At 71.9% G+C, this 21,745-nt stretch carries 17 protein-coding genes; 11 read left to right on the top strand and 6 right to left on the bottom strand.

The annotated features are described in order from the left end of the window. Positions 1 to 92 precede the first annotated feature (92 nt). From IEJ02_RS10320 to IEJ02_RS10340, 5 genes are all read left to right on the top strand, one after another. Positions 93 to 563 (top strand): type III secretion system chaperone family protein, encoded by a 471-nt coding sequence (locus IEJ02_RS10320; RefSeq protein WP_191064493.1) that lies wholly within the window; start codon positions 93 to 95, stop codon positions 561 to 563. Positions 564 to 753: 190 nt separating this feature from the next. After that, complete coding sequence (locus IEJ02_RS10325; RefSeq protein WP_191064464.1) at positions 754 to 2,499, top strand: glycoside hydrolase family 55 protein; 1,746 nt, start codon at positions 754 to 756, stop codon at positions 2,497 to 2,499. A gap of 115 nt (positions 2,500 to 2,614) precedes the next feature. After that, on the top strand, positions 2,615 to 2,944 hold the full coding sequence (locus IEJ02_RS10330; RefSeq protein ID WP_191064465.1) for a hypothetical protein: 330 nt from the start codon (positions 2,615 to 2,617) through the stop codon (positions 2,942 to 2,944). Next, positions 2,937 to 3,917, top strand: a complete 981-nt coding sequence (locus IEJ02_RS48430) for an RNA polymerase sigma factor (RefSeq protein ID WP_317985773.1) — start codon at positions 2,937 to 2,939, stop codon at positions 3,915 to 3,917. The genes IEJ02_RS10330 and IEJ02_RS48430 overlap by 8 nt, the downstream gene beginning before the upstream one ends. Further along, complete coding sequence (locus IEJ02_RS10340) at positions 3,914 to 5,989, top strand: M48 family metalloprotease (protein WP_191064466.1); 2,076 nt, start codon at positions 3,914 to 3,916, stop codon at positions 5,987 to 5,989. The genes IEJ02_RS48430 and IEJ02_RS10340 overlap by 4 nt, the downstream gene beginning before the upstream one ends. 51 nt (positions 5,990 to 6,040) lie before the next feature. On the opposite strand, the gene IEJ02_RS10345 is transcribed toward IEJ02_RS10340, so the two are convergent. Beyond that, positions 6,041 to 7,393, bottom strand: a complete 1,353-nt coding sequence (locus IEJ02_RS10345; RefSeq protein ID WP_191064467.1) for an MDR family MFS transporter — start codon at positions 7,391 to 7,393, stop codon at positions 6,041 to 6,043. A 128-nt stretch (positions 7,394 to 7,521) separates the two neighbouring features. Between IEJ02_RS10345 and IEJ02_RS10350 the strand changes: the two genes are divergently transcribed. From IEJ02_RS10350 to IEJ02_RS10365, 4 genes are all read left to right on the top strand, one after another. Then, entirely contained in the window at positions 7,522 to 8,283 is a 762-nt protein-coding gene (locus IEJ02_RS10350; RefSeq protein WP_191064468.1) for a phosphoglyceromutase, read from the top strand. A 186-nt stretch (positions 8,284 to 8,469) separates the two neighbouring features. Next, positions 8,470 to 9,255 carry a GntR family transcriptional regulator gene (locus IEJ02_RS10355; RefSeq protein WP_137978501.1) on the top strand — a complete coding sequence of 262 codons (786 nt, stop codon included), beginning with the start codon at positions 8,470 to 8,472 and terminating at the stop codon, positions 9,253 to 9,255. Positions 9,256 to 9,257: 2 nt separating this feature from the next. Further along, positions 9,258 to 10,016, top strand: coding sequence for a glycosyltransferase family 2 protein (locus IEJ02_RS10360; RefSeq protein WP_191064469.1), 759 nt, complete (start codon positions 9,258 to 9,260; stop codon positions 10,014 to 10,016). 164 nt (positions 10,017 to 10,180) lie between these two features. Then, positions 10,181 to 10,795, top strand: coding sequence for a dihydrofolate reductase family protein (locus tag IEJ02_RS10365; protein WP_191064470.1), 615 nt, complete (start codon positions 10,181 to 10,183; stop codon positions 10,793 to 10,795). Between the two features lie 13 nt (positions 10,796 to 10,808). Here the strand turns inward: IEJ02_RS10365 and IEJ02_RS10370 are convergent, their stop codons facing one another. From IEJ02_RS10370 to phoU, 4 genes are all read right to left on the bottom strand, one after another. Beyond that, the gene (locus IEJ02_RS10370; protein ID WP_191064494.1) at positions 10,809 to 11,732 is read right to left on the bottom strand and encodes an FkbM family methyltransferase; all 924 of its coding nucleotides are present in this window, start codon (positions 11,730 to 11,732) and stop codon (positions 10,809 to 10,811) included. A 249-nt stretch (positions 11,733 to 11,981) separates the two neighbouring features. After that, complete coding sequence (locus IEJ02_RS10375) at positions 11,982 to 16,151, bottom strand: WD40 repeat domain-containing protein (protein WP_191064471.1); 4,170 nt, start codon at positions 16,149 to 16,151, stop codon at positions 11,982 to 11,984. Between the two features lie 547 nt (positions 16,152 to 16,698). Continuing rightward, positions 16,699 to 16,929, bottom strand: a complete 231-nt coding sequence (locus IEJ02_RS10380; RefSeq protein WP_137978498.1) for a hypothetical protein — start codon at positions 16,927 to 16,929, stop codon at positions 16,699 to 16,701. A gap of 489 nt (positions 16,930 to 17,418) precedes the next feature. Further along, the gene (phoU, locus tag IEJ02_RS10385; protein WP_137978497.1) at positions 17,419 to 18,096 is read right to left on the bottom strand and encodes a phosphate signaling complex protein PhoU; all 678 of its coding nucleotides are present in this window, start codon (positions 18,094 to 18,096) and stop codon (positions 17,419 to 17,421) included. Between the two features lie 321 nt (positions 18,097 to 18,417). On the opposite strand from phoU, the gene phoR reads away from it, so the two are divergent. Both phoR and phoP read left to right on the top strand, forming a co-directional pair. Then, the gene (phoR, locus tag IEJ02_RS10390; RefSeq protein ID WP_191064472.1) at positions 18,418 to 19,713 is read left to right on the top strand and encodes a two-component system sensor histidine kinase PhoR; all 1,296 of its coding nucleotides are present in this window, start codon (positions 18,418 to 18,420) and stop codon (positions 19,711 to 19,713) included. Then, positions 19,710 to 20,390, top strand: a complete 681-nt coding sequence (gene phoP, locus IEJ02_RS10395; protein WP_037960596.1) for a two-component system response regulator PhoP — start codon at positions 19,710 to 19,712, stop codon at positions 20,388 to 20,390. Before phoR ends, phoP begins: the two co-directional genes overlap by 4 nt. 132 nt (positions 20,391 to 20,522) lie before the next feature. On the opposite strand, the gene IEJ02_RS10400 is transcribed toward phoP, so the two are convergent. Continuing rightward, positions 20,523 to 21,230 carry a DUF461 domain-containing protein gene (locus IEJ02_RS10400; protein ID WP_191064473.1) on the bottom strand — a complete coding sequence of 236 codons (708 nt, stop codon included), beginning with the start codon at positions 21,228 to 21,230 and terminating at the stop codon, positions 20,523 to 20,525. Between the last annotated feature and the right edge of the window lie 515 nt (positions 21,231 to 21,745).

The raw sequence follows: 21,745 nt of genomic DNA on the forward strand, positions 1-21,745 counted from the left end.
ACGCGGCCCCCGAGGCCGACCGTAAGGCCGACGCGGCCCCCGAGGCCGACCGTAAGGCCGACACGGCCCGCGAGGCCGACCCCCGGGCCGTCATCGAGCGGACGCTGAACGACGCCGAACTGGAGTGGGAGAGCCCGGAGGACGGCACCTATGTCGTCACGCTCCCGGGCACCCGCAAGCTGTCGACCACCTGCTCGCTGCGGGTCGGCCGGCACTCCCTCTCGGTCAACGCCTTCGTCGTCCGCCACCCGGACGAGAACCACGAGGCGGTCCACCGCTGGCTGCTGGAGCGCAACACCCGGCTGTACGGGGTGAGTTACGCGATCGACCAGCTCGGCGACATCTATCTGGTTGGCAAGCTGCCGCTCGTGGCCGTCACCCCGGAGGAGGTGGACCGGCTGCTCGGCACGGTGCTGGAGAACGCGGACGGCAGCTTCAACACGCTGCTGGAGATGGGGTTCGCCACGGCCATTCGCAAGGAGTACGCGTGGCGTACCTCGCGGGGCGAATCGACCCGGAATCTTGAGGCGTTCAGCAATCTGACTCGGGATGCGGCGAAGTGAACGACCGGGCCCCGGCCCGGTCTTCGTCCGACGCCCGCCTTTCTGTTTGACCTCCGCCCATCCTGTCGACTTCTCCTGTTGACCTTCGCCCATCCTGACGCGACCCCTTCCGCGCACCCCTGCCCCATGGCATTCTCACGCCGTCTCTCACCTGAACTGCGTTCACATCCATGGAAGGCGGGGCTGGCTCATGGGCACGGAGATCGGCAGAAGGCAGTTGCTCGGCGGTGCGATGGGCCTGGCGGCGGGCGCCACGCTCCTGGGGGCGGGGGCCCCGCTCCTGACCGCCACGGACGCGGCGGCGGCCGCCGCACCGGGTATGCCGGGCGGGACCCGTACGCCGGGCGGGACGGGCACGTCCGGCGGGCCGGGCACCTCCGCCCTCTGGCGTGAGTTCCGCGCCCAGCCGTACACCCACCCCCAGATCCCCTACGTCGGCCGCGCCGGATACCTCGGTGGCCGCACGAGCTTTCCCCGCCTGCCCGTCGTCGCGGACGTCCGCGCCTTCGGCGCCCGGCCCGACGGCTCCGCGGACGCCGCCCCCGCGATCAACCGCGCCATCGCCGCCGCCGGTCGCCGCGGCGGCGGCACGGTGCTGGTGCCGCCCGGGACGTACCGCGTGGACGACGTCATCCGCCTCGGCTACGACAACGTCGTACTGCGCGGTGCCGGCAGCGGCCGCACCACCCTGCACGCGACCCGTAACCTCACCGAGCTGATCGGCCCGTACGGCAGCCGCTACGGCGGCAACAAGTCGTCCTGGTCCTGGGCCGGCGGGCTCATCTGGGTCTGCCCGGACGCCCGCTGGCGCTCCCTCACCGACGCGATCCGGGCCCAGGCGTGGCCGTTCGAGGGCTGGACCGGCAACCGGCGCGACGAGTGGCACACCCTCACCGACTTCGCCGCCCCCGCCCGCCGCGGCGACTGGACGGTGACCGTCGGGGACCCGTCCGCCCTGCGCCGCGGCGACCGCGTGCTGCTCCAACTCACCGACGACGACGGCCACTCGCTGCTGGCCCATATGGCCGGTGATGTCGAGGGCGCCGCCGACTACGTCTGGACCGACAAGACCAAGCTCACCTCGTACGTCCCCTACGAGTGGCCGTGCCGCGTCGTCGCCGTCGACCGGCGGCGCCGCCGGGTGACCCTCGACCGTCCGCTGCCGCTCGACGCCCGGTCCGTCTGGAAGCCCCGGTTCACCACGCTGGTGCGCCCGGTCACCGGCTCCGGGGTCGAGGGCATCACCCTCGACGTCGTCGAGACCCCGCAGGCGCAGCACCTGCTGGACAAGGGGTACAACGGCGTCGCGCTGCAGTGCGCGTGGGACTGCTGGGTGGACGACGTGACCGTCAACAACGTCGACAACGGCTTCCTGCTCGTCGCCGCCAAAGCGTGCACCCTGCGCCGCACCCGGGTGACCGGCCGTGGCAGCCACCATCCTTACTGCTGCCGCGAGGGCTCGCACGACAACCTCGTGGAGGACTTCGTCCTGGCCCAGCGCACCGTCCCGGCCCCGGCGGGGACACAGCTGCACGGGATCAACGTGGAGGGGCTGTCCAGCTACAACGTCTGGTCGCGCGGCCGGATGGAGATGGGCACCTTCGACACCCACCGCGGGATGCCCTTCGCCAACGTCCGTACGGAGATCACCGTGGACAACACGGGGTCGCACGGCGGCGACGCGAGCGCCGGTCCGCTCTACGGTGCGCGGTTCGCCCACTGGAACGTCACGGTCACCAATCAGCGGGCCGGGTGCGTCAAGATCGACGACATCGCGCCGTACAGCGCGACGGTCGGGATCAGCGAGGTCCGGCAGTTCGGCCAGATCGACGTCCCGGACTTCACCGGTCCGCTCCACTCCCGTATCGAGTCCTACGGACACCCGGAGGCGGTCCACCCCCGCAACCTGTACGAGGCGCAGCGCGCACTTCGCTGACACCTCCCCTGAAACATCGTGAGGAACGCGGTGAAGAAATACCGTCCATGAGGGCTCTTCATGGTGAACCGGCTCCGGCGGCCGGGAACCATGAAGAGGAGACACAACGGTGCTCATGGACAATCCGTGGCTCACGGTGGCAACGGTCGTGACGGTGGGGGTGCTACGGCTGATGGGGGACGTCATCCGCTGGCTGGCGGCGCGCTCGGGCGAACGGCTCCGGGCGCGCACGCTGGCCGAGTTGGTGAACAGAACGGAGCCGGGCACGGTCCTCACCGACCGCCGCCCCGACGGCGCGGCGCTGACCATACGGCGGCGGCCGGAGGATCGGGAGGAGTGGGGCGAGCGGAACGGGCGGGGCGACCGGGGAGAGCGGAACGGGCTGGGCGAGCCAGGCTACCGGGGCGACCGGGACGGGCGGAGCGGGGGCGATCGAGGTGAGTGACACCGTCGAGGAGACCACGCGCGGCGGGCGGCCCGAGGAGGAGTTCGACGCCTTCTACGCCCGCACCTACCCCTGGCTGGCCGCCCGCGCGGTGATGCTCAGCGACAACCGGCAGAACGCCGAGGACGCCGTGCAGGAGGCGTACATCGAGGCGATGCGCCGCTGGCCCGAGGTCAGGGCGTGCGCCTCGCCCGAGGCATGGGTGACCACCACCATGCGGCGCAAGCTCTCGCGGGACGGGCGGCGTTGGTGGTTCCGCTGGAAGCCGGTCGAGATGAGCGTCCCGGCCGCCACGACCGCGAGCGTGGAGGAGACCGCCGAGGCACTGGCCGCCCTGCGCGCCCTCGGCACGCTGCCGCCGCGCCAGCGCCAGGTGGTCGTCATGCACTCGCTCGAGGGCATGAGCTATCAGGCGATCTCGGCTGAGCTGGGCATCTCCGTCGGCAGCGTCGGCAGCAACCTCCACAAGGCCCGCGCCCGGCTGAGCCTGCTGCTCGACGTCTCCCCGGAGCTGGGCCGCGCGACCGACCGCCTCCTGACCCGCACCCCGAAGGACCCGCTGAGCGTGGCCCTGTACGGGGCCGCGGAGTGGCTGTCGGCCGGGTTCAGGGACGAGGGCCGGGCGTTGCGGGGCGGGGGCGGAGGCCGCGGCGGGGCCCGCGACACCGGGCGGAGCGCCGCTCGCGACGAGGCTCGGGGCGGGGCCCGCGACGACGTCTCGGGTGACGCCCGCGACGTCGGCCATGACGCGCAGGGGGACGGCGTCCGTCGAGCGAAGCCGCGAGACGGCGACGCGAACCTTGCCCGCAGCGGCGGCGGTGACGCGGACCGTGCCTGCGGCGGCGGTGACGCGGACCGTGCCTGCGGCGGCGCCCGGAACATCGCCCCGGACCGCGCCCGCGGCGACGCCCGGAATGCGGTGCGCGACGACGTCCCGAACCGCGCCCGCGACGGCATCCGGGGGCGTCGATGATCGCCGCCGCCCGCGCACTCCTCGCCACTTCCCGCGCGCTCCTCGCCCTCGCGCTGCTCGCCGTCTTCTACGCGCTGGTAGCGGCCATGGTGCTGCTCTGGGCGGCCTTCCTCGCGGCGGCCTTATGGACCGCGGGAACGCCGGAGGCCACGACACCGCCCACCACCGTCGTCACCGCCTGCGCGGCGTTCGCCCCGATCGTCTTCGGCATGGTGTGGGCGGTGATCCGCACCGCCCGCCCCGCCGCCCCGCGCGAGGACGCGGTGACGGTGACCCGGCGCGGGGCCCCGGAATTATGGCGCACGGTCGAGGAGCTGGCCCTCGACGTCGGCACCCGGCCGCCCGGCCACATCAAGCTGACCGCCGAGGTCAACGCCTCCGTCACCGAGGACGCTCCGCTCCTCGGGCTCGCCCCCGGCCGACGCGTCCTCTACCTCGGACTGCCCCTGCTGGCCGGTCTGTCGCCCGCCGAACTGCGCGCCGTCCTCGCGCATGAGCTGGGCCACTTCTCCGGCCGCCACAGCCGCTTCGGCGCGGTCGCCCACCGGGGCGCGGCGGGCCTGGTCGCCGCCCGGCAGGCGATCCAGGACGCGTCGGCCGCGAACGACCTGGTGCGGCTGTACGCGGGCGTGCCGCTGCTGCTGCTCGGCCTCTACACCCACGTCTTCCGCTGGCTCACCCGCCCGGTCCGGCGGCGGCAGGAGCTGGAGGCCGATCGCGAGGCGGCGCGGGTGGCCGGTCCGGGCGCCGTCGCCGACGCGCTGTGCTCCACGGCGGTGCTGGAGGCGGCGTGGCAGGAGTTCCTCGCGGACTTCCTCGCCCCGATGCGCCGGGCGACGGGCCGGGTCCCCGACGATCCGTTCCGCGCCTTCGCCCATATGGTCGAGGCGCCCGAACTCCGGGAGCCGATGGCCGCGTTGCGCGCCCGCGCCGTCGAGCGGCCCGCCGCCCCCGACGACGCGCATCCGGCCCTGGCCGTCCGGCTGGAACGGCTGGCGCGTCTGCCCGCGCAGCAGCCCGGAGCCGAACCCTCCGCCACCCTGGAACCTCTCTCGGCACAGCTCTCGGCACAGCTCTCCGTACAGCCGCGGTACGCGGTCGCGCTGGGCCGCGTCCTGCTGTCCGGCCCGGACGCGGGCACGAGGGTGCCCTGGCGGGACTGGCTCACCGAGCTGGCGGAGCACCGCGCGACACGGATCCTGATCCCGCTGGCGGAGGCGGTGCGCGGGGTGGAGGAGACGGAGGGGTTGGGCCGACCGGAGGCGGAGCCGGACGGGAAGCCGGAGCGGCTGACCATCCACCGAGTGCTGCGACTGCTGGACGGCGGTCGTCGCATGCCACTGGCGCGCGCACTCAACACCCGGCTGCCCGAGGCCGAGCGAACGCCCCGTGGCGATCAGACCGAACAGGACCCACTCGCCCCCCTGGCCGAGGCCCTGGCCGTACTGATCGGTGCGCAGCTGGTCGCGCGGGGGACCGCGTACTGGGCCATGAACTGGACCGGCCCCAGCCTCCTCGTACCGCCCGACGGCATCGCCCCCGAGACCATCCGCACCTGGGCCGACACCGCCGTACGGCTCCCCGGCCAGACCCAGCGGCTGGGGCTGCACCTGGCCGCCCTTGGCGTGGACGAACGCGCACCGCTGCCCATCACCGGTAGGGCCGGGGGCACGGCGGACGGGCCGACGCCGGGGGAGCGGGCGCGACGGATCAGCATCGCCCCCGGGGCCACCGGTCCCGCACGCCGGCGCATCACCGCCGTACGGGCGCTGGCGCTCACCGTGCTGGTGGGGATGACGGGGCTGACGTTCGTCCTATGGGCGAACCGGGACGAGCCGAGCTACCCCGGAACACCGGTGACCCGCTGGAACGACCGCTACCAGCCGGGCGGCGGCACGGGTACGGAGCCCGGTCCGTACCCGACCTACCAACAGCCCACCTTCCCGGCATGGCCGACGCCCCCGGCGTACCGCCTGCCCCCGCGCCCAGTGCCGACCCTCCGTATCGAGCCGACCCTCCACATCGAGCCGACCATCCACATCGAGCCGGTCATCCCGAGACCCACACCTTGATCCCCCGGAATCCGGTGTCCACCGCCCCCACTGGAGCGGCCCCCGGCCCCGTTACGAGGAGCCCGCCCCCACCGCAGGCACGCCACCACCCGAGGCGGCACCAGCCCCACCAGCCGCAGCCGCATCTGGAGCCGCACCCACACCCACACCCACACCCACTCCACCCCCGGACTCCCCGGCCGCAGGCCGGCTCCGCAGGGCGCGCCCCAGCGCCACATACCCCCCGGCCGCCACGAGGCCCACCACGGCGCTGGCCGCCCACAGGGCATCCGCGCCGAAGCGGTCCATGACGGCGCCGCCCGCGAGCGGGGCGATGAGCGAGGCGAGGGACCACGACAGGGTGTACATCCCCTGGTAGCGGCCGCGCCCATGGGTCGGGGAGAGCCGGGCGACCAGCCCCATCTGCGTCGGAGAGTTGATGATCTCGCCGACCGTCCAGACCATCACGGCCAGCGCGTACATCCCGACCGACCCGGCGAAGGCGGTCAGCCCGAAGCCGGCGCCGGTCAGCAGCGCGGACACCGTCAGCAGCGGCGCCGGGTCGCGATGCTCGAGGAACCGCGTCACCGGGATCTGTACGGCCACGATCAGTACGCCGTTCGTCGCGATCGCGACGCCGAAGTCCGTACTGGACAGCCCGTCCGCCCCCATGGCCACGGGCAGCGCCACGAACGCCTGCTGGATGAGGGTCGCGACCAGGAACGACAGCGCGACCACGGCCATGAACCGCCCGTCCCGCAGCACCGTACCCAACCCGACCTCGCGCTCCGGCGCATCCGCCACCACGCCCTCGGCGGCACGCTCCCGCTCGGGCCGCGACTCCGGAACCTTCCCGAAGACAATGACCGCACACAGCAGCGTCATCCCGGCATCCGCCAGGAAGAGCGTGAGATAGCCATGGCGCGCGATCAGCCCGGCCGCCGCCGCGGAGACGGCGAAGCCGAGGTTGATGGCCCAGTAGTTGAGCGCGAAGGCCCGCACCCGATCCCCGGGCGCGACGATGTCGGCGATCATCGCTTGCACCGCGGGCCGTGACGCGTTGCTGGTCATCCCCACCAGACAGGCCACGACGGCGATGGCGACCGGGTTCTGGACGAAGCCCAGCACGGCGACGGTGACCGCGGTCGACAGCTGCGAGACCAGCAGTGTGGGCCGCCGCCCCAGCCGGTCGGTCAGCACCCCGGCGACGACCGCCGACACGGCCCCGCCCAGCCCGTGCAGCGCGCCGACCAGCCCGGCGAACATCGCCGAATAGCCGCGGTCCACGGTCAGGTACATGGCAAGAAACGTGGCCACGAACCCGCCCAGCCGATTGACCAGCGTGGAGGTCCACAGCCACCAGAACTCCCGGGGCAACCCCGAGACACTCTCCTTCGCGGCCTGCCTCAGTCGGACGACGGACACCGGACGACTCCCCCCCTGTAAGTGGCACAACCTGCATCCGCAACTTACCGATGTTGACGTGGCCCCGCCAGTCAATTGACGGGGTCCGTCAACCGACCCCCTCAGACCGGTCCAGTAGGCTCGACGGCATGGCCGACGCACCGTACAAGCTGATCCTCCTCCGCCACGGCGAGAGCGAGTGGAACGCGAAGAACCTGTTCACCGGCTGGGTGGACGTCAACCTGAACGAGAAGGGCGAGAAGGAGGCTGTCCGCGGCGGTGAGCTGCTGAGGGACGCCGGCCTGCTCCCCGACGTGCTCCACACGTCCCTCCTCAGGCGCGCCATCCGCACCTCGCAGCTCGCGCTGGAGGCCGCCGACCGCCTCTGGATCCCGGTCCGCCGCTCCTGGCGCCTCAACGAGCGCCACTACGGCGCGCTCCAGGGCAAGGACAAGGCCCAGACCCTCGCCGAGTTCGGCGAGGAGCAGTTCATGCTCTGGCGCCGCTCGTACGACACCCCGCCGCCCCCGCTGGACCGCGACGCCGAGTACTCCCAGTTCGAGGACCCGCGCTACGCGACCCTCCCGCCGGAGCTGCGCCCGCAGACGGAGTGCCTCAAGGACGTCGTCGTCCGCATGCTCCCGTACTGGTTCGACGGCATCGTCCCGGACCTGCTCACGGGCAAGACGGTCCTGGTCGCGGCCCACGGCAACTCCCTCCGCGCCCTGGTCAAGCACCTCGACGGCATCTCCGACGCCGACATCGCGGGCCTGAACATCCCGACGGGCATCCCCCTCTCCTACGAACTGGACACCGACTTCAAGCCGGTCAACCCGGGCGGCACCTACCTCGACCCGGACGCCGCGAAGGCCGCCATCGAGGCAGTGAAGAACCAGGGCAAGAAGAAGTAGGCCCCACGCGTCCAAGCCCCCTACCTGCGGTCTCACCGCGAGTAGGGGGCTTTTCGCGGCCTCGTCTCCGAGGGTGCGGGTGATGACCCAGGCGGCCCCGGCCCCGGCTCCGGTCCTTAAGACGTCAAGAGGTCTTGAGGACTTAGGCTGAAAGTATCTGCGCAACCTGGGACGGGTGAGCTGAGCATGGCCAAGTACGAGCAGATCGCGGATGCCCTGCGCCAGAGCATCCGCGCAGGTCAGCTTGGGCCCGGGGAGCGGCTTCCGGCCGAGGACAAGCTTGCGGCGCGGTATCGGACGAGCGTGCCGACGTTGCAGCGGGCGCTGTCGGAGCTGGTGGCCGAGGGGCTGATCGACAGGCGGCACGGGGTGGGGACGTTCGTACGGACCCCGCGCCGGCGGGTCGAGCGGAGCAACGAGCGGCACCAGTGGGAGAAGGACCGGGTGCGGCGGTCCGAGGCCGAGCGGTCGCGGACCGGGTCGACCGAGCACGACACCGGGCTGGAGGCGTCGGACCTCGCCTTTCACGCCGAGTATCGCGAGGCCGAGGCCGATGAGGACCTGGCGTCCGTCTTCGGGGTCCCCGTGGGCACGCGGCTGCTGGAGCGGATCTACCGCACCAACTGCCGCGAGGAGGACGCGCCGTTCGCGCTCGTGCACTCCTACCTGGTCCACGACGTCGTGGCCGCCAACCCCGACCTGCTCGACGCCGCCCATGAGCCCTGGCCCGGCGGCACGCAGAATCAGCTGTACACGATCGGCGTCGAGCTGGACCGCATAGAGGAACGGATCACGGCCCGGCCGCCGACGGTGGAGGAGGCCGAAGCGCTCGGCCTCAAGAAGGGGGTTTCGGTGATCGTTCTCCGGAAGATCTGCACGGACACCGACGATCGGGTCGTCGAGGTCTCCGATGTGACGCTGTGCGGCGACCGTACGGAACTCGTCTTCACCACGCCCCTGAAGAGGTGGTGACCATGCCGAACACCATCACCGTCATCACGGCGGTCCACGCCCCGGGCGCCGTGCACCTCCCGGACGCCTACAAGTCGCTGCGCGAGCAGCGGCTGCCGGACGGCTGGGACTGGCAGTGGGTCATCCAGGAGGACGGCGAGTCGGACGCCGTACGCCCCTACGTCCCCGATGACGCCCGCGTCAGCTTCGGGCAGGGCCGGGCCGGCCGGGCCGCGATGGCGCGCACGATGGGGCTCTCGCGCGCCGAGGGCGCGTACGTCAAGGTGCTGGACGCCGACGACATGCTCACCCCCGGTGCCCTCGCCCGCGACCTCCGCGCGCTCATGGACCACCCCGATCTCGGCTGGGCCACCTCCCGCGCCCTGGACCTGCTGCCCGACGGCTCCACCGTCGGCTTCGAGGGCGACCCGCCGCAGGGGCCCCTCGCACGCGGCGCGGTCCTCGAATTCTGGCGGGCGAACGACCACCGCGCCCAGGTCCACCCCGCGACCCTCTTCGTACGCCGGGACCTGCTCCTCGCCCTCGGCGGCTGGATGGCCCTCCCCGCCTCCGAGGACACCGGCCTGCTCATGGCCCTCAACGCGGTCAGCCGCGGCTGGTTCACCGCCGAGACCGGTCTGCTCTACCGCAAGTGGCCCGGCCAGGTCACCAGCCAGTCCGCGCACACCGACGCGGCCGAGCGCGCGGCACGGTTCGCGGTGGTCGAGGCACGGGCTCGGGTCCTGGCCGCCATGGACGGCTGGCGCTACGGCACACGCTGAGAACCGAGGCGGTTCGTCACGATGGGTTTGTGCGGCGGCCGGCGCTACGAAGACACCCGCTGAAAACCCGCTCGCCGCCACCGATGAGTTTGTGCGGCCTCCCCGGTCTGAGAGGAGGAAGAGCGCACCGACCGCTCACCGACCGCATCCCCCGGAGGGGCATCATGAGGAAGATCACCGCCAGCCTGTTCATCTCGCTCGACGGGGTCGTGGAGGCGCCCGACCAGTGGCACTTCCCCTACTTCAACGACGAGATGGGCGCCGCCGTCGACGCGAGCCTCGGCGCGGCCGACACCCTCCTCATCGGCCGCAAGACCTACGACAGCTTCGCCGGAGCCTGGCCGGACCGCGAGGCGGCGGGCGGTGAGGACGCCCACTTCGCCAAGAAGCTCGGCGACGCCCGCAAGATCGTCCTGTCCCGCCAGAACCTCAGCTTCACCTGGCGGAACTCCGAGCAGCTCAAGGGCGACTTCGCCGAAGCCGTCACCGCGCTGAAGAACGAACCGGGCGGGGATATCGCGCTCAGCGGCTCGGTCTCCGTCGTCCGCCAGCTCATCGCGCACGGCCTGCTGGACGAGCTGCACCTGCTGGTCCACCCGATCGCCGTCCGCAGGGGCATGCGGCTGTTCGACGAGGGCGAGACCACGATCCCGCTGAAGCTGCTCTCCTCCGCCACCTTCAGCACCGGTGTGCTGCACCTCGTCTACGCCCCGGCCGAGCCCGCCGCCGACGCCACCTACGAGGACGCCAAGACCCACCTGCCCCAGGACGACCAGTAGCCGCCCCCAGCACTCACGGCAGCGTCTCCGCGTCGACCCGCGAGAAGACCAGGTCGCTCTCCTCCGTGACCGGCCCCCGCCAGCGGACCGGAACCTCCGGCGGGCGCCGCAGGGCGTCCGGGTAGCTGCCCGCCGCGTAGTCGTTGGGCAGGCGGTAGACGTGGAAGCCGTGGTCCTTGAGGGCGGTCAGCAGGTCGTCGACGGAGTCGCCCAGATCGGACATGCGCTGGGGGGTCACCTCGACGGTCAGTTCGGCCTCGGGGCGCAGTTGGCCGAGGAGGGGGAGGAGGCCGCGGACCACGCTGCCCTCCGCGCCCTCCACGTCGATCTTGATGACCCGGGCGTTGGCGATCTCGTCGTCGGTGAGCAGGTCGGGCAGGGGCTGGGCCGCGATCTCGAAGGTGGACTCGGCGGGGCCGTCGTAGGGGACGACGCTGTTGGCGCCCATGTTGCGGGAGCTGGCGAGGATGAAGGTCAGCAGCTCGTCGCGGTCGGAGACGGCCGCGTTGAGGGCGCGGATGTTGGTGCGGTCGTTGCGCCGGGCATGGCGCTGGAGGAGCTGGTGGAACGTCGGTGAGGCCTCGATCGCCACCACCGTCCCACTCCGCCCGACCAGGCGGGAGGCGAGAACGCTGTAGTAGCCGATGTTGGCCCCGACGTCCACGAAGACGTCCCCGGGCTTCAGCCGGCGCTGGAGCCACCGCGTCATATGGGGCTCCCAGACGCCGAAGAGGTAGAGGTACCGCTGGATGAGGTCCTGGGTGTCGACGGCGAAGGTGGCGCCGAAGCGCGTACGGGCCAGGCGGTGCAGGGGGCGGTCCCGCAGGGCGGCGTTGAGGTGGCGCTCGACCAGGGCCCGCTTTCCGGCGCTCCAGGGCGCGTGGCGGACGTACTCGCGGCCGAGGTCGAGAGCGGCCTGGTCGACGAGCCTGCGGATCACGGGGTCTCCAGGTGGGGGAGGTGTCGTCTTGCGCACGGCGTGCGGGTCGTTCGCTGTCGCGCCGCACCGGTGCCCAGTGTCTCCCGGACACGCCCCCGGACATGGAAGCGCCCGACCGCTGGCGACGGGGGATGCACCAGCGGTCGGGCTGTACCTAAGAGTAACGCGGCCACCGGGGTGGAGGAGCCGACTCCTCCCTCCTGGTGAGCAGTTGTGACCGCGATCACGCAACGTTCGCGCAACGTCTCACCGACCGCACGGGGGCGCATACGAGAGCCGGGAGAGGTATTCATCCCATTTCTCCGGGGTCAGCACGCCCCGCGTCATCGAGCAGATGCGACGCACCGCCTCGTCCACGTCCAGGCTCCACAGCCGGACCGTGTCCGCGCCGCTGGACACCCCGAGCATCCGGCTGTGGGGGCTGAACGACAGGAAATTGCCGGTCTTGGCGTTGGGGCTGAGCGACTGACCGATGGACGTGGCCTTGGACGGGACGGTGACGTCCCACAGCCGGACGGCGTTGTCGTTGCCGCCGCTCGCGAGCGTCCTGCCGTCCTGGCTGAAGGTCAGCGACACGATCGCGTCGGTGTGGCCGGTGAGCGGGGACCGCAGCCGGGTCACCTTGCCGGGGTCGGTGACGTCCCAGAGCCGGACCGTGTTGTCGTCGCCGCCGCTGGCCAGCGTATGGCCGTCCGGGGTGAAGACGAGCGCGTTGATGGGGCCCAGGTGGCCCGTGACCGGCCTGCCCCGCGGGGTGGCGTGGCGCGGGTCGGTCACCTTCCACAGCCGGATGGTGTTGTCCGCGCTGCCGCTGGCCAGCGTGCGGCCGTCCGGGCTGAAGACGAGGCTGTTGACGTAGCCCCCGTGGCCGGTGAGCGGTTTGCCGAGGCGGCGGACATGCGACGGGGCGCTGACGTTCCACAGCTGGATGGTGTTGTCGCTGTACGCGGTCGCCATCATGCGCCCGTCCGGCGTGAAGGCCAGCGCGCCCGCGAACCGGGTCCGCAGGGGGAGGGGCGGTTTGTACGGGACGGGCCGGGTCGGATCGGTGACGTTCCACAGCCGCACCTGGCGGCCTCCGGTCATCATCGCGAGGGTGTGGCCGTCGGGGGCGAACGTCAGCTCCCGCACCGAGCCCTTCCCGGGGACGAACGGCTTGCCCAGCGGCACCGGCCGGTGGGGATCCTCCACGTTCCACAGCCGGACCTTCTCGTCGCGCCCGGCCGTGGCGAGCACCCGCCCGTCCGGGCGGAACACCCCCATCCGGCCGACCATGTCCGACGTCGGGATCGACCACAGCCGGACCGTGTTGTCGCCGCTCCCGGTGGCGAGGGTCCGCCCGTCGGGGCTGAAGCCCAGGGCGTACATCTCGCCGCTGCTCCCCGCGAGCGGCTCGCCGACCTGGGACGGATACGCCGGATCGCTGACGTTCCACAGGCTCGCCGTACTGTCCTGGCTGGCGGCCGCGAGCATGGATCCGTCCGGGCTGAAGGACACCGACCATATGGGGCCGATATGGCCGGTGAGCGGCGAGCCCAGCGGCTCCGCCCGACGCGGATCGCCGACGTCCCACAGCCGGATGGTGTTGTCCGCGCTGCCGCTGGCGAGGGTCCGGCCGTCCGGGCTGAACGCCACGGAGTGGATCAGATCCTTGTGGCCGGTCAGCGCCTTGCCGATCCGTTTCGGACGGCGCGGCTCTGCCATGTTCCACAGCCTGATCGAGGCGTCGTCGCCCCCGGCCGCCAGCGTCCGCCCGTCGGGGCTGAACGCCACGGAGCGCACGGCGGCGGTGGCGCCGGTCAGCGCGCCGATCGCCTTCGGCCGGCCCGGGCGCCCCATGTCCCACAGGCGCACCACGCGACCCTCCGTGGCGGCGGCCAGGGTGCGCCCGTCCGGGCTGAAGGCGACCAGATAGATCGTGCCGTCGTGGTGGGAGAGGGGGGCGCCGAGCGGGCGCGGATGGCGGGGATCGCGTACGTCCCACAGGCGGATCGTGCCGTCGTCGCCCGCGCTGGCGAGGGTGCGGCCGTCCGGGCTGAAGACCGCACTGCTCACCCAGCTCGTATGGCCGGTGAGGGGCTTGCCCAGCGGTTTGGGGCGGCTCCGGTCCTTCACGTCCCACAGCCGGACGGTCCGGTCGTAGCTGGCGGTGGCCAGCAGCCGCCCGTTCGGGCTGAACGAGGTGAGGTAGACGGCGCCGGTGTGGCCGTGCAGCGGCGTGGCCAGCGGCGCGTTCACCATCGAGAGCAGCCGGTTCCGCGCGCCCTCGTCGTGCGGCCGCAAGTCGTGCGCCACCAGGGCGAGCTGGGCGGACAGCGACGGATCCGTGTTCTGGAAGCGATCGGCCTCGGTGACCACCTGCTCGAACACCGCGTCGTCCCGCTGCTGCCACGCGACCACCGCCGTACCGGCGGCCAGCACCGCCAGGGCGACCAGAGCCGACACCGCGCCACGGCGGAGCCACACCGTGCGCCTGCGCAGCCTCATCGAAGCGGCCAGGAACTCCACCGCGCTACGGGTCAGATAGGTGCCGCCGGCGGTCTTCGCCCAGGTGTGGGCCTGCTCCAGCCGGGAGCCCCGGTAGAGCAGGGACGAGTCGCGGTTCGAGCCCTCCCAGGACCGGCCGTCCTCCTCCAGCCGCTGGCGCACCAGATGGTCGTTGCGGTCCTCGTCGATCCAGTCGCGCAGCCGTGGCCAGGCGTGGAGCAGCGCCTCATGGGTGATCTCCACGGTTTCGGCGTCGAGCGTCACCAGGCGGGCACGGACCAGCGTTTCGAGCGATTCCTCCGTCTTGCCCGGATCCGTCGACTCCCTGGCCAGCTGGTGCCGCGTCCCCCGCCTGCGGGTGGCCTGGGTGTCCTCGCCCAGCCGGACCAGCCGGAGGAGCAGCAGCCTCGCCGCCGTGCGCGCCTCGGAGTCGAGGCTGGACCAGGCCCGCTCGGCGGTCGCCGCCACCGCTCCCTGGATGCCGCCCGCCGCGCGGTAACCGGCCAGCGTCAGCCGTCCGGCCTTCCGCCGCTGCCAGGTGGCGAGCAGGGCGTGGGAGAGGAGCGGCAGTACGCCCGCGTCATGGGACCCTCGGGGGCCGTCGGCGCTCACCTCCCGGACGATCAGCTCCGCGAGCCCCGGTTCGAGTTCCAGGCCCACGGCCTTGGCCGGGCCGGTCACCGCCTCGCGCAACTCGGCGGTGGTCAGCGGCCCGAGCACCATGTGCCGGTGCTGGAGCGCGTCGGCCAGTTCGGGGTAGCCCAGGCACAGCTCGTAGAAGTCGGCGCGGATGCCGAGGACGACGAGCACGGGGGGCGGTTCGCCGGGGCCGGCGGGGGTGCAGGCGGCGTGGAGGAGCTGGATGAAGGTGCGCCGGTCGGCCTCGTCGGAGCCGAGGGTGAACGCCTCCTCGAACTGATCCACGATCACGACGGGGCGGGCGTCGGAGGACGGCGTCTCGCGGTCCGCCCATGCGCTGATGGCCTCGCGGACCGCGTGGGCGAATTGTGGGGTGCCGGGCTCGGCCGCGGGTTCGTGTGCGGTTGGTTGGTGTGCTGTCGGTTTGTCCAGTGTGGGGATGGCCGCTGTCGGTGCGTCCGCCGTCGGCGCGTCTGCTGGTGGGCCGTCAGCCGGGCGTTCGTCCGCGTCCGCTTCCGGTACGTCCGGCTCCGGTACGTCCGGCTCCGGTTCATCCGTTTCCTCCGCCGTGGGGATCACGCGCGCGAGTTCGGGGATGTGGCGGGCCAGCTCCGCGAGCGGGTCGGCGCCCGGCACGAGTTGAGTTACGCCCCTCGCCCGGCCGTCCCCGTCGCCCGGCGCCCCCGTGCGCAGCGCGGGCACCAGACCGGCGTTCAGCAGCGAGGACTTCCCCGCCCCCGAGGCGCCCACGAGCACGACCAGGCCGCCCGTCTTCTCCGCCGCGTGCAACTGGGCGACGAGGGCGTCCGTGCTCCGCTCCCGGCCGAAGAACCACCGGGCGTCCTGCTGGCGGTACGAGGCCAGGCCCCGGTACGGGCATACGCCACCGGGGACCGCCGGGCCGCCCTCGGCCGGGGGCCCTTCCTCCTCTTCCGCGGCCGGCGCGGGGCGTTCGCCGACCGGGTCCGCCACCGCGCGCTCCCACAGCCGCTGCCAGCGGGCCATGTCGTACAGGCCCGGGGACACCGGTACGGGCCGCGAGCGCCGTGCGTCGGGGATCAGGACGTGCAGGACAGCGGCGAGGGCGGCGAACTGGGCGGGTACGTTCTTTGCTCGTCGCCAGTCGCTGATCCGCTGGGCGGAGACCCGTACGGGACGCCCCCGCTCATCGGTCCGTTGGAGTCGGACGACCGCCTCGGCCACGCTCTTGAGGGGAGGATTGCCGGCCTCCTTGTACAGCAGCGCGAGGCGTTCCGCGAAGGCTATGCGTGCCCCCGAGTCGGAACTCAAGGTCTCTACTCCTTACTTCCCCCGCGCTGGACATCCGGACCGGAAAACTCACTTTATACGCCTGACCAGCGGAGAAACCGGCGGCGTGATACCGGAACCTCCTCGGTGGGAGACGCAGCTGGCAGGATCATGACGCGTTAGCGCACCCACCACGAGCCGTCCAGCCAGGCCATCAGCTCAGCGCACGGAGAGACAACCCCATGGCACCGCATGTTCTCGGCCAGCTTTCACCGCGGTCACGAGACGGTGGTCACGGGCGCGTCGCGTGAGCCCGTCGCATGAGCCCCGGAGATTCGTGAAGCCGGTCCCCTCGGGGACGGCGGTCGCATCGACCACGGATCCGGCCCGCTGATCCGCCCCGGTAGGACGCGGATCGGCACCGCTCCAGCGTTCGGCACCGGTCCCCACGAGGGGAGGGACCGGCGCCGGACGTTGTGGCGGTTCCGTCGTCTCTGCTACGTCATCTGAGCGGGTGCGTCAGCAGGGCCCGTACGCAAGCCGGACGGCGTGCGTCAGCATGGCGCGTACACAAACCGGTCAGCGTGCGTCATCTGGGCGCGGCGGGCCAGTCGTCGGGGCCGCCGCCGTTCCATTCGATCAGCTCGGGGTTGTCGAGGGGCGCGTCCGCTTCCATCACACCCGCGCGGTGCAGGAGCCGCCGGAGCTCGTCCGGGCTCACCACCACTCCGACGTCAGCGCCGTCGATCAGCACACGGCGGCGGCCGTCCAGCGGTTCGTCCACCACGACGCGAGGCGGGGCCGGGGTCTTGTCCTCCATAGGTCCAGGCTCGCCGCTTCCGGCGCCGACCGCACCTCGGGCGGGACGTGCCGACGACACCGTGGCCGACGCGAGAGGGCCCGGGACCGGTCACCGGTCCCGGGCCCTCTGCCATACGGGTCGTATCGTTCGAACGGGTCGCGCCGGTCAGCCGCAGTTGCCGCCGCACTGGCACGGGCCGCCGGACTGACAGCCGCAGCCGCAGCCCGAGCCGCAGCCGCATGCGCCGACGGGGTGGGTCGGAGCGGGTTCGGGCTTGGAGAGGTCCGCCATGCGTCTCCTCCTCGGGAGGGGTCACGTCACCTGCTGCTCATGGTGCCGACGACCCGGCGGCCGAGCGCAGGGGCGCGTCGACGGCGCTTCGAAGCACACCGCCGCAGACGCTCACATCGCGTAGCCGCTCACGCCCCTCCTCGCCGCTCACGCCTCCGTCACCGCTCACGCCCCCTCGGCGGTCATGCCCCTTCGACGGTCACGCCCCTTCGACGGTCACGCCCCTTCGACGTCCTCCTGCGGGGACATCTCGTCGGCGTGCTCACCGGTGACCAGGTAGACCACGCGCTTGGCGACCGAGACCGCGTGGTCCGCGAACCGCTCGTAGTAGCGGCCCAGCAGCGTGACATCCACGGCCGTCTCGATGCCGTGCTTCCAGCGGTCGTCCATCAGGTGCTGGAAGAGGGTGCGGTGCAGCAGGTCCATCGCGTCGTCGTCCTGCTCCAGCTGGAGCGCGAGGTCGACGTCCTTGGTGATGATGACCTCGGCGGCCTTCGCCATCAGCCGCTGGGCGAGCTGGCCCATCTCCAGGATCGTGGCGTGCAGGTCGTGCGGCACGGCCGTACCCGGGAAGCGGAGCCGGGCCAGCTTGGCGACGTGCTGCGCGAGGTCGCCGGAGCGTTCCAGGTCGGCGCTCATCCGGAGGCTGGTCACCACGATCCGCAGATCGGTGGCGACCGGCTGTTGCCGGGCGAGCAGGGCTATCGCCCGTCCCTCCAGGTCCCGCTGCAGATCATCGACCTTCTCATCGGCGGCGATGACGCTCTCGGCGAGCTTGAGGTCCGCGTCGAGAATGGCAGTGGTGGCACGGCCGATGGCCGAACCGACGAGCCGGGCCATATCGACCAGGCCGTCCCCGATCGAATCAAGCTCCTCGTGGTACGCGTCCCGCATCACTGACCTCTTTCACGACTCTGGTGACGATCTTTGACAGGCTCTGACAGATTTCTGACAGTTCTCCGTGGCTCTTGCCCCGGGGCCCCACACTTCCACGCTCCGGCCGAAACGCGTCCGCTTCCGGCATCGGGCGTTAATCACACCTGAGCCCCAGGTGAACTCTCGGCAACGCGGCCCAGGCCACCCCGTGTGACACCCGCTCGACGAAACGTCCGGAGTGAACCGATACCGACTCCCCGGTGAACTCTCGGCAACGTCTGACCGAGGGGATCGTCACGGGGCTGTGGAGGGGTCTCGCCGCCCGCATAACCTGGACGCATGAACGTGAACGCGGCGATCGCCGCAGTGGCGGCGCTCGCCGGGTTGTGCACCGGCGTCATCGCCATGCTGGCGTTCCGCTGGAGCGAGCGTGAACAGGCGAAGCCTACGCGCTCCTCGCTGCATACCGACGCCGTGCTGCCGCCCGGCGTGGACACAGTGCTGTCGGTACTGCGTTCCTCGGCCGTCGTCCTCGACGAAGCGGACGCCGTCGTCAAGGCGAGCTCGGCCGCGTACGCGCTGGGCCTGGTGCGCGGCGGCAAGCTGGCCGTCGAGCCGATGCTGGCGATGGCCCGTGACACCCGGCGGGACGGCGAGATCCGGCAGATCGAGCTCGATCTGCCGCGCCGCGGCACCGGCCGGGGCGGCGACGCGCTCGCGGTCTCCGCCAGAGTGGCCCCGCTCGGCTCCCGGCTGGTCCTGCTGCTCGTGGAGGACCTCACCGAGGCCCGCCGGATCGAGGCCGTACGACGCGACTTCGTCGCCAACGTCAGCCATGAGCTCAAGACCCCGGTCGGCGCGCTGTCCCTGCTGTCCGAGGCCGTGATGGACGCGTCCGACGACCCCGAGGCGGTCACCCGCTTCGCCGGGCGGATGCAGGTCGAGGCCACCCGCCTGACCAGCCTGGTCCAGGAGCTCATCGACCTCTCCCGGGTGCAGAACGACGACCCGCTGGAGGACGCCGAGCCGGTCCGGGTGGACGAGCTCGTCGCCGAGGCCATCGACCGGTGCCGCCACCAGGCGGGCACCAAACAGATCACGATGGCCACGGGCGGCACCGCCGATCTGCACGTCTGGGGCAACCGCGGCCAGCTGGCCGCCGCGCTCGGCAATCTCGTCGAGAACGCGGTCAACTACAGCCCGGCCCGCACCCGCGTCGGCATCGCCGCCCGCCGCATCCCCGCGACCGGCGGGGACCTGATCGAGATCGCCGTGACCGACCAGGGCATAGGCATCTCCGAGAAGGACCGCGAGCGGATCTTCGAGCGCTTCTACCGGGTCGACCCGGCCCGCTCGCGGCAGACCGGCGGGACCGGGCTCGGGCTCGCCATCGTCAAACATGTGGCCGCCTCGCACGGCGGGGAGGTCACCGTGTGGAGCGCCGAGGGACAGGGCTCCACCTTCACCCTGAGACTCCCGGAAGCCGGTGCGGCGCGGGACCGGGACCGCTCGCGGAGCCAGACGGGCGAATCGAGCGAGTCGTACGACACCGGAGACCTCGATGGCGAGGACCACGGCCGGCCGTACGAGACCTTCACCAATGAACCACTCTCTGCCCCGGAGGTCCTTCCGTGACCCGAGTTCTGGTCGTCGAGGACGAGGAATCGTTCAGCGACGCGCTGTCGTACATGCTTCGCAAGGAGGGATTCGAGGTCGCCATCGCGACTACGGGCCCCGAGGGCCTCGATGAGTTCGAGCGGAACGGCGCCGACCTGGTGCTGCTCGACCTGATGCTGCCGGGCCTGCCCGGTACGGAGGTCTGCCGCCAGCTGCGCGGCCGGTCCAATGTCCCGGTGATCATGGTGACCGCCAAGGACAGCGAGATCGACAAGGTGGTCGGGCTGGAAATAGGCGCCGACGACTACGTGACCAAGCCCTTCTCCTCGCGCGAGCTGGTCGCCCGGATCAGAGCCGTGCTGCGCCGCCGCGGCGAGCCGGAGGAGGTCACCCCGGCCGCCCTGGAGGCCGGGCCGGTCCGGATGGACGTCGACCGGCACGTGGTCACGGTCGGCGGCGGCAAGGTGGACCTCCCGCTGAAGGAGTTCGACCTGCTGGAGATGTTGCTGCGCAACGCGGGCCGGGTGCTGACCCGTATGCAGCTGATCGACCGCGTCTGGGGCGCGGACTACGTGGGCGACACCAAGACCCTCGACGTCCACGTCAAGCGCCTCCGGGCCAAGATTGAGCCCGACCCGGGCGCGCCTCGGTACTTGGTGACGGTGCGGGGTCTGGGGTACAAGTTCGAGCCGTAAGGCTGGCTCATGTGAGCCGTGAACCACCGGCTCAGACGAGCCGTAGCAAGGCAACCGGCTCATGCGCGAGGGCGGCCCTGGAGAGGTTCAGGGCCGCCCTCGCGCATGCTTGTGCGGGTCTCGGTGACCGTCTCAGTGACCGCCGCCGTTCGGGGTGGGCTCGCCGGAGGCGATGCCGTTCGGGGTGCCGCTGCTCTCCTCGCCGCCGGGCTGGCCGCTCGCCGTGCCGGTCGGAGTGCCGCTGGGCTTACCGGTGGCGGTGCCGGTGGGCGTACCGCTCGGCTTGCCGCTGGGCGTCGCCGAGCCCGACGGCTTGGCGGTCGGCAGCTCGGACGGGCCCCAGCCCTTGAAGTAGCTCTTCGCCGGGACCACGAACGCGGTGATCGGGACGTTGCCGGTCGAGCTGAGGTCGAAGACGACCCGCTGCGCGTTGCCGTCCCGGGCGGCCTCGCGCCCGTTGCTGATGACGGCGGAGGCGTTGCCCTCGCCGCCGAAGGCCACCGAGCCGCCGTGCGGGACCACGACCGGGCCCTTGCCCTTGGCCGGGGAGAGCTTCACCCGGGCGCTGGTGCCGGGGAGGGTGATGGCCTTGACGGTCTGGTCGTTCTTGCCGTTGTTGAAGATCCGGCCGGTGACGACGGCCGGGCCCTCGGCCGTGCGGTCCGGCTGGGTCACCACGGTGGCGTTCTGGATCTTGATGTCCCCGACGGACGTCGCGGCGTTGTCGGGCTTGACCCCCAGCGTCTGCGCGTCGTTCCCGGCTCCGCAGGCGGAGAGCGGGGCGACCGAGACCACGATGGCGGCTGCGGCGAGGGCGCCGCGTCGAAGGCTGCTGCTCACGGCGGCGGCATCTCCTAGGACGAGGTAAAGGTTGGATCAGCCCGCTTAGATTACCGATCCACCCTCTTCGGGCCGCACCCGACCCGCCCCAAGGCGATCGGCCCCGGGGCGGCACGCCCGTACGCTGCCGGTGCGGGCGCGGTGCGGGCGCGGTTCGGGTGTGGTTCCGGCGCGGTTACGGCGTGCGTTACGCGGTCCGTACGGCGCCGTCCCGAAGTCCCGAATATCGGCTCGACCGGTCGCGCGGGAGATTATCGGTAAGGAATCCATGCATGTCCGTGAATTGATCACAGAGATGATCCGCTGTGCGTGATCAACTCTGTGATCAATTCGCGAATCGGGGCCGGATCCGTCGCTCCTGATCCGAACGGAGTAGCGGAAGTCCATCGACTGGACTCCGGCAAAACGGGACGTACGGCCACTCGTCCGGGCTTCTTCTGGCGCGTAACGGGTGGGTTTCGGGGTGCCCGGACAGCCGCTCCCACCTGCGAATACCCAGTTCCGTCGACCTCGTG

Source organism: Streptomyces sp. 5-10 (assembly GCF_014712245.1).
GTDB lineage: Bacteria > Actinomycetota > Actinomycetes > Streptomycetales > Streptomycetaceae > Streptomyces > Streptomyces violaceusniger.

Coding starts and splice junctions, on each gene's coding strand:
- phoR (WP_191064472.1), top strand. CDS start 18,418: ATGAACGTGAACGCGGCGATCGCCGCAGTGGCGGCGCTCGCCGGGTTG.
- IEJ02_RS10340 (WP_191064466.1), top strand. CDS start 3,914: ATGATCGCCGCCGCCCGCGCACTCCTCGCCACTTCCCGCGCGCTCCTC.
- IEJ02_RS10330 (WP_191064465.1), top strand. CDS start 2,615: ATGGACAATCCGTGGCTCACGGTGGCAACGGTCGTGACGGTGGGGGTG.
- IEJ02_RS10355 (WP_137978501.1), top strand. CDS start 8,470: ATGGCCAAGTACGAGCAGATCGCGGATGCCCTGCGCCAGAGCATCCGC.
- IEJ02_RS10365 (WP_191064470.1), top strand. CDS start 10,181: ATGAGGAAGATCACCGCCAGCCTGTTCATCTCGCTCGACGGGGTCGTG.
- phoU (WP_137978497.1), bottom strand. CDS start 18,096: ATGCGGGACGCGTACCACGAGGAGCTTGATTCGATCGGGGACGGCCTG.
- IEJ02_RS10360 (WP_191064469.1), top strand. CDS start 9,258: ATGCCGAACACCATCACCGTCATCACGGCGGTCCACGCCCCGGGCGCC.
- IEJ02_RS10350 (WP_191064468.1), top strand. CDS start 7,522: ATGGCCGACGCACCGTACAAGCTGATCCTCCTCCGCCACGGCGAGAGC.
- IEJ02_RS10325 (WP_191064464.1), top strand. CDS start 754: ATGGGCACGGAGATCGGCAGAAGGCAGTTGCTCGGCGGTGCGATGGGC.
- IEJ02_RS10380 (WP_137978498.1), bottom strand. CDS start 16,929: ATGGAGGACAAGACCCCGGCCCCGCCTCGCGTCGTGGTGGACGAACCG.